This is a genomic window from Ktedonospora formicarum (assembly GCF_016587355.1).
GTDB lineage: Bacteria > Chloroflexota > Ktedonobacteria > Ktedonobacterales > Ktedonobacteraceae > Ktedonobacter > Ktedonobacter formicarum.
Genome location: NZ_BNJF01000001.1, coordinates 2869289 through 2884658 on the forward strand (window position 1 = coordinate 2869289; position 15370 = coordinate 2884658).

The following is a 15370-nucleotide window of genomic DNA, read 5'->3' on the forward strand; positions in this document are numbered from 1 at the left end:
GGTCATTAAACAGGGCCAACCGCGATACTCCCAGCCGTGGTATCGCTCTCTGGGCGTTGGGAAGCTATTTAATCTATCCCTTTCATCGCCTTTATAATAAAAGCTTGTACATAAAAGCTTAACATAGCAATAAACGTTATGTCAAGCTTTTATGTACAAGCGGGTGTAGTTCATTTTTTTGCAACCCCCTACGATCCCCATGGTCGCACGACATTGCGTCCCCAACGTCTTTGGGCTTGGGTGCGCCCTTTGGGGGAAACAGGACGCGGAGGTGCTGGGGGAGAGGGAAAGCAAGCGAGGAGCAGAGGCAGAGGCAGGCGCAGCCATGTGAGCCACAAGCGCGTCTTAGCTCGGACCACTCCTGCTGCTCGCCGCTGGCTTGCACGCGTTTGGCGGCTCTGGTGCCAGCCTCCCCGAATCAGATGCCACCCTTGCAGCCAGCGGTCGCTGCCCAACGTCGTGCGCAAGGCCAGCATGGGATTGACGTTTTCCCGCTTCCAATGCATGCCTGCTCCTTTGAGACGAGCCTGGACCACGAGCTTGTTGCCACTCTCTGCCATCCCCGAGCCAATGGGCCAGCCCGCCCGTTGATAGGTCGGAGAGTCCATCTGGCCCTCTCGCTTGCGCAGGTACCTCAGCTTCTCGTGCATGTCTGGGGCTGCAAACGTGAGGCAGAGCTGCTCTAAGGTGGCCAGAACCGTGCGTGGTCCCTGCTGCTTGAGGGTCTGCAACTGCTCTTGCAACCACGACGCTGAGAGGACGGCTCCCTGACTGCGAGCCAGTTCCCCCAACTCACTCACATACTGGGCGGCATGCGCAAAATCGAGAATGCGTATGGCATCAGCTCGATGCCCTTGCACGAAGCTCTGAATCCACTCCGCCCCATCCTGCAGCGCTGCCACCTCGCCGGCACGCTCCACTCCTCGTCGGCGCATCTCGTAGGAAGCCAGATCGGCAAACGTGTTGGCATCGCTCAAGCGGGCAAAATACGAGAGATGCTCACCGTGGGCGACCTGCTTCTTTTTTCCCTCGCGCACCTCGGCGATGGTCACCATTTTGACTTCGGCCCACTCCTTTGGCCGGATCGGCACCAAGACGCCATCAGTCGCCAGTGCCAAGCGGGAATGGACTGGTTCCTGGCTTGAGGAGCCGGTCAGAGGATGCGCCTGCTGATCCTGCCACTGCTGCAGGCACGTTCCTGCCTCCTCGGTGAGCCGTCGCACCGTGCTCGTGCTCACGCGCACGCCCAGCAGCGTTTGCAGGTGCTTGGCCGCCTGGGCAAATGGGACAACGGCTCCCAAGAGCACCAGTCCCTGATGGGCATGCGGGGTCAACCCACTGCAGGGCAGGTCCAACTCCTCATCGAGGGGGAAAAAAGCCGCTTCCACACTGCGGGCACGTTCCATAGCTGCGTGAGAGCTTGACGTCTTTTCCTCCTTGCGTGCTCAGGATCCGTTCGTGCTTGCCTCGCGCTTGCAACGGCATGCCACAGTGTGGGCAACGGGGCCGTTGCCCTTGTTCTTGTCCACTCCAATCGCGCTTCTCACTGTGCTGGGCCAGGTCAACCAGCATGTGGGCGCGCAATCCTGAGAGTCGGGCATCGAGTTCCTCTTCAATCTCCTTGAAGGTGGCTTGGGGGTGCTCTTGGCGCCAGCCTTCCATCTCTTCAAAGACGCTTGCACTCAGCGCACGCCAGACGTCTGCGAGCGGGGAATGTCCCATGTGGCAACCTCCTTGTTTGGCTTCTGCTCTTGCTTTCTATTGTATCATCTCTTGCCCTCCCTGCATCCATGATGGCGCTTGCAAAAAAATGAACTACACCCTGTACAAGCTTTAGAGCTTTCCAATTTTGTTAGGCAGAGAACCCTCAGCGCCTGTGGTACTCAATAGCGTGCTGGGTACCTCGGAGAGGAGAACTAGAAAAATCTTAGATTTGCACACCCCATAAAAGTTTGTGCTCGGCATTCTGTGATGCTACACTACAAGCATGGCAGGCCGAAAAATGAGGGACTTGAGAGAGGTTGAGCGCGAAAGAATACACGGGAATTCATCTGTTTGATTTCTAGCGGATTGACCTATGTGCCTGCCAGAAATTGACATGTTAGATGATAAATGAGCGAGCCAATGGTTGGATGTGCGAAGGATAAGTTATGAACCGGATTGAGCGCCTGACCGCGATTTTGTTATTTTTGCAGGGGGGAAAGCGTTCGGCAAGCGAAATTGCGCGGCACTTTGAAGTGTCCAGACGCACAATTCAGCGCGATATCGACGCCCTCTGTGAAATGGGTATTCCAATCGCGGCTGAACTGGGGATTACGGGTGGATATACCTTGCCTCCGGATTATACCTTGCCTCCGCTTGCATTGACTTTGCATGAGGCCCTTTTGTTACGACTAGCGTTGAGTAGCCTTTCTCAGTTGAGCGAGACACCTTTTAAACGTGAACGTGAGTCGCTGCTTGCTAAGGTCCAGACGCTCCTGCCCCAGCGCGAACGCGAGACTCTTGATCAGTTGACGCAACCCCTCTCTCTCGATATTCCCACGCGTCCGTATGCGACTCCATTTCTAGATCACCTCTTGGAGAGTGCCCGACAGACGCAATGGCTTCAGGTGACCTATCGCTCTGAGAAAGGTGTTTCGCAGCAAACGCTCCTGCCCCAGCGCGTCCGAACTGAAGCTGGTCTCTGGTACTGTGAGGCATATTCCTATGAGCGTGAAGGGGTGCGTGTGTTCCGCGTTGACCGCTTTTTGGACGTGAAACCTGCTCCTCCGCCGCCACAATGGAAGCCGTCTTCGTCATCTATCATGCATATTCATCCCACATATCCAGAGATTTGTATCCATCTAACGGCTCGCGGAGTCTTACGATTGGAACGAGAGCCACATCTTACAGCCCATATCCGGCTTGTTGGTGAAGAGGAGGGGCGGCTCCAGATGCATCTACGGTTAGAAGAGTACGACTGGCTTGTCAGTGTATTATTAAGCCTTGGCTCGGACGCCCGCGTAATTGCACCAGAAACTTTGCGTGCACGTGTTCAGCGGGAAGCGTTAGAAATTGCTCATTCATATGGGGAATTATGACATAGGATCGTCGCCATTCATTGGATATACTCCTCCTATAGATGCGAAGAAGTGCTCTTATGGGGGTTGTCTCAAGAAGAGCGCACTTTATGAAAGAGTGAGGAGAGAAAGAATGAACAACGATCAGCACAACTTTGAGCAATTTATGAAACAACGTAGCGATATCGCATTGGCCTATATTAATGGAGATGCAGCCCCGCTTGGTGATATCGTCGCGCATTACTCGCCAGCCACATTCTTTAAGCCATCAGGCGACGCTCTTCAGGGGGCTGACGCGGTCTGGTCTCAGTATGAACAGGATGCCAGGAGCTTTGAGCGGGGGAGTGAGGGCGAGATAGAGATCCTACATATGGCGGCGAGTGATGGACTTGCTTACTGGGTTGGTTTTCAGCGTGCCTCCGCTCGCCTGCAAGGCAAATCGGAAGCGATTCCCTTCAACCTGCGCATAACTGAAATCTTCCGCCGTGAAGGCGATACCTGGAAGCTCATTCATCGCCATGCCGATCCCTTGCTTCGTGAGCCTGAAACGAAGTAGCTGCAAGCTTGCGACACCGTAGTGATTTGTCACTACGGTGTCGCAAAATGCATAGACCTTCGTACTAATCCTCTAGGCTTACCTTTTCCCTATATCTCCAGTTCTGTTACAGGTTCGGCTAAATTCTCTTCTTGTTTTGAGGCGTTTTCACGATTGAGTAAACGGAAGGCGCGCAGGAAGAAGAAGAGAATAGGTGTCATGAGCAAGCCTGTGACCGTGAGCGCGGCACGAATGGAGGCGCGCTCGCCAATATAGCCAACAATGGGACCACCACCTATCTGTCCAATTGCGTCGACCATGCCAGCAAACGAGAAAATCGTCGCGCGTATACGTGAATCGGCGTTTTGCGTGATCCAGGTACTATAGAGGGGCTGCTGAGCTGTACGCATTACCCTGGCACCCCAGAAGGCTAGCAACGCCAGGTAGAAGTTACCAGCGAGCGCGAAGCCTACGACGCATACAATAAGCAGCGAGTCAATAACGGTCAAGGCTCGCACAAGCGAACGAGTGCGGTTCATATTGAGGCCGCGATTAACAAGCTCTGTAGTTGCGATACCCAGGAGTGAGCTACCCGCGCTCATGATGCCGAACCAGATGACAGGTGTCAGACCCCAAATGGTGGGGAGGCTAAAGTCTTGCAGGAAGTGAATCTGGTTTAGACGGTCAAAGCCTTCGCTTGCCAGCCCTATAAAGAGCCCAGCTCCAAAGATGCTGATAAGCATTGGTTTGATCTGGAGCGCGCGCCTGGCTTCGATGAATTGCCGACCCATAGCCTGCCAGGAGTTCCGATCTTCACGTGGAGTAGGAACGAAGTTGTTCTCGGTCATGATAAGAGGTAGCAGCAGCCCTAGAAACAGGATCAGGATAGCACCTGTGACGACTGGTACATTAAGGCGTAAACTGCCGAGGGCGATGCTGATGGGAATACCCAGCAGGCCTGCGACCTGGCTTACCTGTGAGCCACGGGTGAAGATGCGTCCGGCATGCTCCTCGCCTACCTCGTCAATGACCCAGGCTTCCTGCGCGCCGTCAATGCAGGTCGCACCTATGCCCCAGATGATGTTGCCCAATAAGACAAACGCAAAGTTTGGGATCAAGCCCTCAATGAGAAAGCCGATGCCCGTCAGAACAAAGCCGATAATCACCGAGAGGCGACGGCTATAAACGTCAGCGATCACGCCGGTTGGGATCTGACTAAGAAAGCAGCTTGTCTCAAGGGTTGTTCCAACCAACACCAGTTGCAGGGGATTGAGGTTGACGATCTCAACCTGGTACACCAGATTGAGTGTAAACATGATGGCGCCAGCAAGTGAGTAGGTGCCTACCATTAACAGATAGACCGGGTAAGCTTTTAGCTTTAAGCGCGATAGATGCATAGAGTGTATGACTCCTAGTTATTTAGAATGTAAGGAAAACACAAGGAAGTCATGGCGCGGCTTCATAGCCACCTATGAGAAGGTGAATGAGTGAAGCACGAATGTAGCACTCTAGCTGTCTATGCGAACCTATTCGCGTGCGTTTATCCTATGTTGTAGTGGCATGCGCATGCCACTACAACATAGGATAAACGTATCACGTAAGGCGATATAGAGATGGGAAATTGAAGGTCCTCTAAGCGAGGTTATGCGCTGAGTGTGGAGGTCATAGCAATGCAAGTATGCTGACAACACTCTGTCCCATCAGTTACGCGGCAGAAAGAGGCTACTGCGCCGAAGCGGGAGAATGTTGTGGCTGACATGCATGGCTCCTTTTTATAAGTGAAGAATTGATGCGTATTACTTTTACACTATACCATGTTCAATGTGGGAAAACAAGGGACAAACACCTTGTTTTCCCACATTAACGTTTTTGTAAAGTAGCGTCCCTGTTTCGGCTTAGACGATGGGGGCTGGCTGTGGTGTGGTAGTGGGTGGCTGCCCCTGTGATTGTTGGGAATTGGGCGATGTCTGCTCCTGATTCTGTGGGCGTAATTTGCGCGTCACGAAAAGGAGGAAGGCAATCATCAGAGCTGATAGGACGATATAGATCGGGTACATAGCCCAATCAGAGTTTAACGAGAATGGCCCAACCTGAAAGTTGTCTTTAGGAAAGAAAGGAAGCAAGGCCAGACCTACTGAACCGTTCCAGATGGCATGTTGCACCACCGCATATACAGCACATCCGATGCCGAGGAGGAAGCGATTAAATCTCCTCGTTGAGTTTTTATGTGAGATGTAGTACCAGCCCAGCGTAACCATGCCAGCGCCCATGCCATGCAACAGGCAAGCCGTGCTGCGTAGAACCGCAACCTGTAGCCAGTCTTGATAACCAGAGCTGATGTACATGATGGTCTCGACAAGGCCAAAGCCGATACCACAGCCCATGCCCATCACAAAGGCTTCGGCTGCATTGCGCATCCGGCCCAACATCGTGAGTGCCGCTATAGGTTTGACGGCTTCTTCAACGAGAGGAGCGATTACTGCTAATGTCAGAAGGAGTGCGATAATACTCTTGAGATCTGTGGGCAACTGATCGGTGTTATCAAGGAATTTCCCTGATGCGCCTATAACCTGTTGGACGAGCGCCCCCAGCAATAGCTCCAGAAGCAGGGCCAGCATGATCGAGAGTGTAGCCCCACTAATTAAGGCTACGGTAAAGCGTCGCCAGGTCGTAGGCCAAGGAAGCGTTTTGGGTTTACGAATATGGCGCATGGCGAGCGCGATGATTGCCAGAGCTGGGAAAATGCCCGCGAGCGCAATGAGAAAGATCGTTAAGGGGACGCTGGCGACTGCGATTCCACTTGTGATCATGGCGATGGCGATTCCAATTAGTACCACATAGAGAATCAGGAAGGTCCAGAATGGTGGAAGTTTAAAAGCTAGCGACGGTCTTTTGAGCATAGCCATAATACTGTGATATCCGCAGGCCATCCCGCCAATAATGCCTACGACCGCAAATGCGCTCAAAGCGCCGATTACCTGGAAGCGTTGATCCTCTGGCAAACTAGACGTTGCAGAGAAGATCACAGAGGTAAAAATCAAAAAGAATAGGCTGATTATGCCGCCGATAAAAGCCAGGGATGCCCCCACCACGGTCACAATACCCATAACTAGCTGGTATGTGCGCCCTGGCTCCTTGGGTGCGGGCTGAATATATCCATAATAGCCATAGGGATAACCATATGGACCCGGAATGGGTTGTGGTTGCCTGTAGGGATAATATCCATGAGGATAATAGGGTTGATATGGTTGGTTTGGTTGTGTCCCAACGTGGAAAGAGGCAACAGGTTGGTATGGAGCCTGCCCGTTATGGGGTTGCGGTGAGGAGGGCGCGTAGGGTGAGCCTAGAAAACCAGAAACATGCTCGCGATAAACTGGCTCTCTATATTGGCTGCCGGGATAGTCTTCATGGCGAGAAGAGTCCTGGACTATCGGTCGAGGTGCCTCCGCCTTGTACTGACTATCAAAGCTATGCCCTTCTGAGGGGCTTTAGGCAATTGAGTTTCGTTGGCATAAATATTGTGATATGCCTGATGGTATTTCTGGCTTGAGTCTGGTGGCGACTCGCGATATTCTGACCCCACGATAATAGCCTTCTCTTCTAAACTTATGTATTCTATTCAGATTGATATACATAAACTTCCTGATGTCTGGCAGGAAGAGACAAAACGTCTGTAGATAGCGGTTGAGAACACCTGAATAGTACTACTATGCGGTACATGCTTCTTTAGCTGTTTAGAATTAGTACGGATTGATTAGGTTAAAGGTTTCTATTTACTATAACGAGTCATGATAGTTGCTGTCAAAGAAGAGTGCTTTCGGGTAGGTAAAAGTAAAATTGTCCGTTAGTTCTCTTGCTTCTTAGCTGGCAACGGTTGCCTCGACCGAGCCTTTGCCCAGGATCTCTTCAAGTTTGTTGCGTAGCTCTTCGCTATAGTGCATAGTGTTATCGCTGGGTGTCAGACGTACCTGCCATTCAGTGTTGCTCACCAGGATTTCATAGTGATCGCGTCCGGGTCGCTCCTGAATGTGGCGATAGATATCCTGCACTTTGAGCATGTCTTGCTCAATAGCCTGGGTATCGCTGCCACTGATTTGGAGCGTGAGCCAGACCTGATATGCTTTACGTGGTGCCTCGCTCTGCTCTACCTCCAGGACCGCAACGGTATCACATAAAATGCCTGGCTCGTCGCGTCGTACCTGAACAGAACCTTTGATAATAACGATACTATTTTCTACCCAACGCTCTCGCGTTTGCTCATAGACTCGTGGAAAGACGGTGACGCCAAGTGAGCCATACATATCTTCCAATTGTATAACACACATGTCGTCGCCCTTCTTGGTTACAATGCGACGCGCCTCTTTAATCATGCCACCGACAATTACTTTACGCCCATCTAGCTCATCAGTAATCTGCCCCAGGTTGTGGGTAAGACCATAGGTTGCCAGGGCATCACTCAGGTGTGCTAGGGGATGCTGTGTGATATAGACGCCAATAAGTTCATGTTCCCAGTCAAGCAACTGTTGTGCGGGAGGCTCTTCAACATTTGTGTTGAGACTGAAGGCAAGCGCGTTATCAAACCCTTCAATATCACCAAAGAGACTAAGTAAGCCCCGCTCCTTGGCCTCGCGTTCGTTCTTGCCATATTGCATAGCGCGCTCCAGTGAAGCCAGCAGTATATGGCGTGCTCCCAGCGTGTCCAGCGCCCCCACTTTAATCAATGTCTCTATGGCTCCTTTACCTACAGATTGGGGATTCGCGCGTGTGCAGAAGTCAGCCAGTGAGGTGAAGGGGCCATCTTTCTGCCGAGCCTCTATGATTGCGTCAATCGGAGCGTCACCAATACCTTTGATAGCAAGTAGGCCGAAGCGCACATTGTTTACCTCGACGGTAAAGCCCTTGCTACTCTTGTTGACATCGGGACCTAGAACCTTAACGTCCATGCGCTTGCACTCGGCAATGGCATTGGCGATCTTGCGTGCATCTGCTGCCTCGGTAGTCATAGTCGCAGCCATGAACTCGGCAGTATAGTTGGCTTTGAGGTAGGCTGTGTAGAAGGCGACGACGGCATAGCTGGCGGCATGGGCTTTGTTAAAGCCATAGCCACCAAAAGGCAGAATCAACTCAAAGAGCTTCTCAGCGATATCTGGTCGCATTCCGTTATGGATGCAGCCCTGGATGAAGTCCTCCTTATAGCTCTCAACCTCCTGCATGATCTTTTTGCTCAGGGCCTTACGGAACTTGTTGACCTTTCCCCATGAGAAGCCTGCTAGATGAACAGCAATGAGGAGCACCTGGTCCTGATAGACGATGATGCCGTAGGATTCCTCGAGCCATTCTTTCAGACGTTCGTCGAGATACGCTACCTGCGTGCGTCCATGCTTGGCATTAATGAAATCTGGAATGCTATCCATTGGCCCCGGACGATAGAGCGCAACCATAGCGGTAATGTCTTCGATACTGGTTGGCTTAAGCTGCTTAATATACTCGCGCATCTTCGCGCCCTCAAGCTGAAAGATGCCAGTTGTCTCACCTGCAGCCAGCAATTCAAATGCCTTCGCGCGCCTGCGGTTCTGCTCTGGGTCATTGGTCTCATCTAGTGGTAGCTTCTCAAGATCTATCTCCTCGCCACGCGCCTCTTTAATAAACTTGAGTGTGTTGTCGAGGATGGTGAGATTGGAGAGACCGAGGAAGTCAAACTTGATCAGCCCCAGTTCTTCCAGGTGTGCCTGCTCGTACTGCGTGATAAGTCCTTTGCTGGGGTCGCGGAAGTCGCGCCGTTGTAGGGGCACAAAGTGCTCCAGGGGCTCACCCGCGATGACAATGCCAGCCGCGTGAATGCCGGTATTGCGAACGGCTCCCTCTAGCTTTAGAGCCTCGTCGATGACCTCACGTGCTTCTGTGTTCTGTTCATAAGTGGCATTCAGGTCGCGTACGCTGTCGAGTGAGCCCTGAAGAGTGACTCTAGGGCCTGATGGGATGAGGCGTGTGATGCGATCTCCTAGCTCCTGACGACCCATCGCTCGAGCGACGTCCTTCACCGATTGACGTGCTGCCATTGTATTGAAGGTGACCATTTGTGAGACGCAATCTGGCCCATACTTGCTCGCGACATAATTAATGACCTCTTCACGTCTGTCATCGGGAAAATCCATGTCGATATCGGGCATATCCGAGCGCTCGGGATTGAGGAAACGCTCGAAGAGCAACTGATAGCGTAGGGGATCGACATTAGTGATGCCCAGCACATAGGCCAGGAGGCTACCAGCAGCCGAGCCACGCGCGGAGCAGCGAATACCGTGTGAGCGCGCGTAATTTACATAGTCCCATACCATCAGAAAATATGTTGTATATCCCTTTTGCATGATGATGCTGAACTCGTAGTCTAGTTGACGCTTGACTGGTTCGCTCATTTCGCCAAAGCGATACTTGACGCCCTCCATGCAGAGGGCATAGAGGTAGTCATTTGCGTTGGTGTATTGGGGTGGTACATCAACCAGGGGAAGATTGGCTTTCAAGAGTAGTGGATTTGCCTCGCAGCGTTCCGCCAGGCGTACTGTGTTGGTGAGTGCGTCTGGCAATTCAGGGAAGAGTTGAAGCATCTCAGCGGGACTCTTGAGATAATATTCCTGACTATCGAACTTGAAGCGTTTCTGCGCGTCAATCTGTTTGCCCGTCTGGATGCAAAGTAGGACATCATGTGTGTGCGCGTCCTGTGCGCGGATATAATGCAGATCATTTGTGGCGACAAGTGGGATATGAAGATCCTTATGCATCTGGTAGAGCAGCTGGTTCAAGCGTGCCTGGGGCGAGGGGGTATCATTATCCCAGGTGCCGTGGTGCTCCTGAATTTCTAGATACACATTTTCAAGTCCAAAGACGTTCTGGTACCAGCGTGCTGCCTGGTAGGCTGCCTCCTGCTTTTCTGCCAGGAGGAGTTTGGGAATCTCGGCTGAGAGACAGCCCGAAGTGACGATTAAGCCCTCAGCATAGGTTTCAAGTACTTTTTTGTCTATGCGAGGTCGCAGGTGATATCCCTCTGTATTGGCGATGGTCGTCAACTTCATCAGGTTACGGTAACCTGTATTATTGTAGGCGAGTAAGAGCAGGTGATAGTAGTCGTCGCTATAGCGCTTGGAGTGATCGTGCATATCTTCGGTGAGATAGGCCTCGCAACCGATGAGAGGGTGAATGCCTCCAGCCTGACAGGCTTTATAGAATTCGAGCGCGCCATACATTGCGCCGTGGTCGGTAATCGCCAGATGCTTCATTCCCAGGTCTCGCGTTTGTTGCACCAGCTTGTTGATATGGCTTAAGCCATCAAGCAGGGAATACTCGGTGTGTACATGCAAATGTGCGAAGTCTATCCCCATTGGCGCCTCCTCCATGTGTGGCAAGCTTGCAAGCGAGATCGGTAGCTGTGACTATGGCGTTTGTGTTCTACCGCGCTGCTCTTCCTGAAGTATCTATATAGTAGTTCTTATGCGAAAATCCCCTCAATTGGGGACATTACAGGATGGTTAACACCTGCATGCTCAGATTTTCGGATAATTAGGTATTATATAGTATAAGGAACATGCGTTCAATCAGTCAAATATGACGAACAATAGTCCCGCTTGTATTCTGCCACGATTTTCGGCATCTGACCATATCTCCTATATGACGATATTTTTGTTCGCGCTATTCTACACAATGCCTTGTGATGTACGCCCAAGGGTATAGTAGTAGTATCCACCTAGCATACCGAAGGCGAGCGTTTGCACATTAGCCAGAAGTGCCAGGCTGAACGCGCTTTCTAGAGGCATTGGAGCAGCCATAAAGACAAGTGTAAATGCTACCTCACGCAGGCCAAGGCCATGAAATGAAATCGGCAATGCCGCGATCATAAAAACAAGTGGCACCGCTACGCAATAGAAAGAGAGGGGAAGCTGTTGCCCTAGCGCTAGCATATAGGCTTCGTAGCTCAAAATTGAACAGGTCCAGGAGAGCAGACTGTAACCAGTTGCGACCAGAAGGGCGCGTGGCTGATTCAGGCTTATGCAAAGGGTGTTGCCTATACGTAGGATAAAGCGTACCAGGCGATATTCTAGCCATTTGCTATAGATCATTTCTGGCAACATGATCGAAATAAGCAGCATTCCGCTGATCGCGATCCCCGCACCCAGAGAAAGAAGAATAAACCACATCTTAATCGTCAGGGGAAATTGTTCAGGGCGTAGTATGAAGGCTGGAATACTAAGGCCAAGCATTCCAAGAAAACCAGTGATATGGCAGAGTACTGTCGCGCTGGAAGCGCCGGTAGGATTATTTGTGCATTTACCAACGTAGGTTGCTTTCATCGTATCATCATCGATATTAGGTGGGGGGAGCACACGAAAGGCATAGCCTACCAAGGCAATCTTAATGAGGTCTGCCAGATCAAAGCGGATACGTTCTGCTCGTAACAGGCGATGCCATTGAAAAGTGCTTACCAGGAACCCTGCCCCTCCCAGAGCCAGGGCCATAAGCAGTATCTCCAGGTTCAGACGTGAGTAGATTGCAAACAACTTTGTCCAGGAGACATGCTGCGCCAGAAGCCCAAGCGCGAGTATGCTGACTCCTCCACGTAGGATAATCTCGATCAGGCGCGGACGTACTTTGAGCGTTCTTAGTTGCTCACTCCGAAGAAGCCTACTACCGATCTCTTGCACCTGACGCGCGTATGAAAATGGGAAGCGTTGTATGTGAGTAACCTCTTGCACGGGCGGGGGAGTATCTGGAGTTGCTTGGGGAAATGGGGTTGATTGTGGTACAGGCTGAAAGGCCCCAAAGTCGCGCAGTCCACGCGCAGGCTGGTTCGATTCTGGCATCATCGTCATCTCTCATCCCTTCCATCCACAGATAACAGGATGTCTGGTCAAGACTTCCTACCTTTTGGGAAGGCCTGGGAAGCTAACAAGACACCTGTTTAGTCAAAATCATAGATTATAGAGTCAAATATGCTGTTTTGTGCTTTACATATAAAGCAAACGGTAATATATGGAAGATAGTAACTTTCAATGGATAAATGTACTATAGAGTGCAGGAGATGAGCGTTGGTTATGGAAATAACTAAGCTTGTCGTGAGGGCGAGAAATAGAGTATCATCTAACCAAAACGCAGACACCTTGGAGCCTATATGACTGGTGAAAATACCTCTTATCCCTTGGTTGTAGGAGTAGACCTCGGTGGCACCCAGATTCGTGCCGCCGCCCTACAGGGATCGACGCTACTCTCACGAGTGAGTATGCTGACTGGAGAGAATGGGACTCCTGAGCGCGTAGTTCCTCGTCTCTTCCGGGCTGTAGATCAAGCCTTGAGCGAGGCACATCTCTCGCGTAAGGAAATCGTGGGCATCGGTATTGCTGCCCCAGGACCACTGAACAATCGTACGGGCGTGGTTCTATCACCGCCCAACCTCCCTGGATGGCGTAATATACCGTTGCGTGAGATCTTCGAGGAGCAGTATCAGCTGCCTGTGTATCTGGAAAACGATGCTAACGCAGGTGCGTTAGGCGAGTACCTTTTTGGCGCGGGACGTGGAAGCCAGGATATGGTCTATCTCACCATTAGCACTGGTATTGGTGGCGGTGTGATTGCCGACGGGAGAATTTTAGAGGGCACGGCTGGAACGGCTGGTGAACTGGGGCATATCACCGTTGACTGGCGCGGGGAACTGTGTGGCTGCGGCAACGTTGGGTGCCTGGAGGGCCTTGCCTCGGGTACGGGAATCGCGCGCCGTGTGCTGGAGGCCATTGGGCGTGGCGAGGGTGAAGAACTTCTGGCCCTGGCGCGCCAACAAAACAGCTCTCCTGGTGAGTCGACTCATGAGACATTCCGTGTCGATGCGCGCCTGGTTGCTCAGGGGGCCTCTATGGGCATCCCCCTGGCGCGGCGAGTGCTTGATGAGGCCGCTGAAGCGTTGGGTGTAGGATTGGTAAACATCATTCATCTCTTTAACCCTGAGGTCATTGCGCTGGGTGGTGGCTTGATGCAGATGGGAGACCAACTGCTTGCTCCTGCGCTTGCGATTGTGAGGCGTCGAGCAATGAAGGTTCCACGTGAGCTGGCGCGTATTGTCTCGGCGGAACTGGGGCCAACGTAGGCCTAGTAGGGGCTGGCGCGTTAAATTATTATAATCAAACTCAGAGCCGGGCCTTGTAACAACTGTATAGCCTGTATGGATAAGTGGGAGGATGTCATACTATGGCAGCTAATAAAGAGAGGCTGGATGTGGCTCTGGTCAGACGGGGGCTGGTGCCAAGTCGTGAGCGTGCGCGCGCCCTGATTATGGCCGGACAGGTCTATGCGGGTGAGCGTATGGTCGATAAGCCCGGTACGATGATACCTCTAGATACTGAGTGTCGTCTCGCGGAGGTCGCGCCCGAACTGAAATATGTCAGCCGGGGTGGATTGAAGCTTGAAAAGGCGCTGGATGAATTTCAATTGGACCCGGCTGATCGAGTCGCGATAGACGTTGGTTCATCAACGGGAGGCTTTACACAATGCCTGCTAGAGCGTGGCGTGCGGCGTGTGTATGCGGTTGATGTAGGGCATGGACAACTGGCGTGGTCTCTGCGTAACGATGAACGAGTCGTTGTTATGGAGCGTACTAATATCCGTCATCTTGATACTCTCCCAGAGCTTATGCAATGTGCTGTCATCGACGTCTCATTCATCTCGCTCCGACTGGTACTGCCTCCACTGGAAGCGCTGCTTGCACGTTCGCCTGAAACCTGGATCGCTTCGCTGGTCAAACCACAGTTCGAGGCCGGGAAGGCCGAGGTCGACCGTGGGCGTGGCGTGATTAGTGATCCCGAAGTACATCAACGCGTCTTGCAGGAATTGCAGGAATGGATTCCACAACATACGACATTTCAGGTGCTGGGGATAAGTGACTCTCCTATTCTGGGTCGTGATGGAAACCGCGAATTTCTCTTCCATATCCGCTTTCGTGACTAGAGCTATTGCATTTTGCTCATCGCTCGCGGATTATTTATCTGCTTCCTAAGAACCTTCAGTTTCATTGCTGGTAGTCGATTGCGATAGAGAAGGCAATCAGGTAACTATTTAGGGGATAGTATCATCTAGAGTGATACCCCTTGGCGTATCACTTGTATGAACCTGTGCCTTATTCCTATTACTCACTCGCTCGGGCGAGGCTGCCAGAGAAGCTACTGTTCTCTCGCTCAAGGATCGGCTTTCAGAAGCCGAAACAGAGGCGTAGAAGCGTGCTGTAGGCTTTGAAACCCTTGTCTCTAGCGGAATTGAAGGTTACATATGACAAATGAGCAGAAGATAGATAAGAAAGCATTAAAGGTGATCCTCGTTGTAGAAGACGACGAAGCAATAGGTGAGGTAATCAAGCTAGTACTTGCCGAAGAGCCTCAATTCTATACTATTCTGGCTACCACTCCCCATGAGGCATTGAGTTTAGCACAGGATGTTCAAATCGATCTCTTGCTCATTGATTACTTGCTACGCGAAATGACGGGTATTGAGTTGTATGATCGATTGCATGCAATGAAAGATCTCTCGCGAACTCCTACCATCATTACCAGTGCTAGTCTGGGACAGCATATGAGCGAGTTGGAGCAGCGCCAGCTTATCGGTATGGAGAAGCCCTTTGAACTGGATTCACTGATGAATACTATCAGATGCTTGCTTGAGTCTGAAAAAGCCTGATCTTACCCTGCTCCAGCGGTAATTAGAAGCCTTGAGCCCCATAGTTGTTGCTGAAAAATATTTTCGCGAAAAT

11 protein-coding genes are annotated in these 15370 nt (G+C 51.7%); 6 read left to right on the top strand and 5 right to left on the bottom strand.

Annotation, left to right across the window (positions count from 1 at the left end; all coding sequences use genetic code 11):
- Positions 1-188 precede the first annotated feature (188 nt).
- Positions 189-1722 (bottom strand): ISKra4 family transposase gene (locus K3T82_RS12300; RefSeq protein WP_220193744.1). Its coding sequence is split into 2 segments (ribosomal slippage): positions 189-1376 and positions 1378-1722, totalling 1533 coding nucleotides; the frame shifts between segments, so codons are not numbered across the junction.
- A 428-nt stretch (positions 1723-2150) separates the two neighbouring features.
- On the opposite strand from K3T82_RS12300, the gene K3T82_RS12305 reads away from it, so the two are divergent.
- Both K3T82_RS12305 and K3T82_RS12310 read left to right on the top strand, forming a co-directional pair.
- On the top strand, positions 2151-3080 hold the full coding sequence (locus K3T82_RS12305; RefSeq protein ID WP_220193745.1) for a helix-turn-helix transcriptional regulator: 930 nt from the start codon (positions 2151-2153) through the stop codon (positions 3078-3080).
- Between the two features lie 112 nt (positions 3081-3192).
- The gene (locus tag K3T82_RS12310; protein WP_220193746.1) at positions 3193-3615 is read left to right on the top strand and encodes a YybH family protein; all 423 of its coding nucleotides are present in this window, start codon (positions 3193-3195) and stop codon (positions 3613-3615) included.
- 89 nt (positions 3616-3704) lie between these two features.
- Here the strand turns inward: K3T82_RS12310 and K3T82_RS12315 are convergent, their stop codons facing one another.
- Both K3T82_RS12315 and K3T82_RS12320 read right to left on the bottom strand, forming a co-directional pair.
- The gene (locus tag K3T82_RS12315; protein ID WP_220193747.1) at positions 3705-4991 is read right to left on the bottom strand and encodes an MFS transporter; all 1287 of its coding nucleotides are present in this window, start codon (positions 4989-4991) and stop codon (positions 3705-3707) included.
- Between the two features lie 498 nt (positions 4992-5489).
- Positions 5490-6701, bottom strand: coding sequence for a PrsW family glutamic-type intramembrane protease (locus tag K3T82_RS12320; protein WP_220193748.1), 1212 nt, complete (start codon positions 6699-6701; stop codon positions 5490-5492).
- A gap of 74 nt (positions 6702-6775) precedes the next feature.
- On the opposite strand from K3T82_RS12320, the gene K3T82_RS12325 reads away from it, so the two are divergent.
- Positions 6776-7144, top strand: coding sequence for a hypothetical protein (locus K3T82_RS12325; protein ID WP_220193749.1), 369 nt, complete (start codon positions 6776-6778; stop codon positions 7142-7144).
- A 310-nt stretch (positions 7145-7454) separates the two neighbouring features.
- On the opposite strand, the gene K3T82_RS12330 is transcribed toward K3T82_RS12325, so the two are convergent.
- The gene (locus K3T82_RS12330) at positions 7455-10967 is read right to left on the bottom strand and encodes a DNA polymerase III subunit alpha (RefSeq protein WP_220193750.1); all 3513 of its coding nucleotides are present in this window, start codon (positions 10965-10967) and stop codon (positions 7455-7457) included.
- A gap of 312 nt (positions 10968-11279) precedes the next feature.
- Positions 11280-12452: a lysylphosphatidylglycerol synthase transmembrane domain-containing protein gene (locus K3T82_RS12335; protein WP_220193751.1), complete on the bottom strand. Its 1173-nt coding sequence runs from the start codon at positions 12450-12452 to the stop codon at positions 11280-11282.
- Positions 12453-12751: 299 nt separating this feature from the next.
- Between K3T82_RS12335 and K3T82_RS12340 the strand changes: the two genes are divergently transcribed.
- The 3 genes from K3T82_RS12340 (at position 12752) to K3T82_RS12350 (ending at position 15297) form a co-directional block, all read left to right on the top strand.
- On the top strand, positions 12752-13717 hold the full coding sequence (locus K3T82_RS12340) for an ROK family protein (protein WP_220193752.1): 966 nt from the start codon (positions 12752-12754) through the stop codon (positions 13715-13717).
- 101 nt (positions 13718-13818) lie between these two features.
- Positions 13819-14574: a TlyA family RNA methyltransferase gene (locus K3T82_RS12345; protein ID WP_220193753.1), complete on the top strand. Its 756-nt coding sequence runs from the start codon at positions 13819-13821 to the stop codon at positions 14572-14574.
- 318 nt (positions 14575-14892) lie between these two features.
- Complete coding sequence (locus K3T82_RS12350; RefSeq protein WP_220193754.1) at positions 14893-15297, top strand: response regulator; 405 nt, start codon at positions 14893-14895, stop codon at positions 15295-15297.
- Positions 15298-15370: the final 73 nt, after the last annotated feature.

Excerpts from the sequence above, each read along its gene's own strand:
- K3T82_RS12335 (WP_220193751.1), bottom strand. The coding sequence starts at position 12,452 with ATGACGATGATGCCAGAATCGAACCAGCCTGCGCGTGGACTGCGCGAC.
- K3T82_RS12350 (WP_220193754.1), top strand. The coding sequence starts at position 14,893 with ATGACAAATGAGCAGAAGATAGATAAGAAAGCATTAAAGGTGATCCTC.
- K3T82_RS12315 (WP_220193747.1), bottom strand. The coding sequence starts at position 4,991 with ATGCATCTATCGCGCTTAAAGCTAAAAGCTTACCCGGTCTATCTGTTA.
- K3T82_RS12340 (WP_220193752.1), top strand. The coding sequence starts at position 12,752 with ATGACTGGTGAAAATACCTCTTATCCCTTGGTTGTAGGAGTAGACCTC.
- K3T82_RS12345 (WP_220193753.1), top strand. The coding sequence starts at position 13,819 with ATGGCAGCTAATAAAGAGAGGCTGGATGTGGCTCTGGTCAGACGGGGG.
- K3T82_RS12305 (WP_220193745.1), top strand. The coding sequence starts at position 2,151 with ATGAACCGGATTGAGCGCCTGACCGCGATTTTGTTATTTTTGCAGGGG.
- K3T82_RS12310 (WP_220193746.1), top strand. The coding sequence starts at position 3,193 with ATGAACAACGATCAGCACAACTTTGAGCAATTTATGAAACAACGTAGC.
- K3T82_RS12330 (WP_220193750.1), bottom strand. The coding sequence starts at position 10,967 with ATGGGGATAGACTTCGCACATTTGCATGTACACACCGAGTATTCCCTG.
- K3T82_RS12325 (WP_220193749.1), top strand. The coding sequence starts at position 6,776 with ATGGACCCGGAATGGGTTGTGGTTGCCTGTAGGGATAATATCCATGAG.
- K3T82_RS12320 (WP_220193748.1), bottom strand. The coding sequence starts at position 6,701 with ATGGGTATTGTGACCGTGGTGGGGGCATCCCTGGCTTTTATCGGCGGC.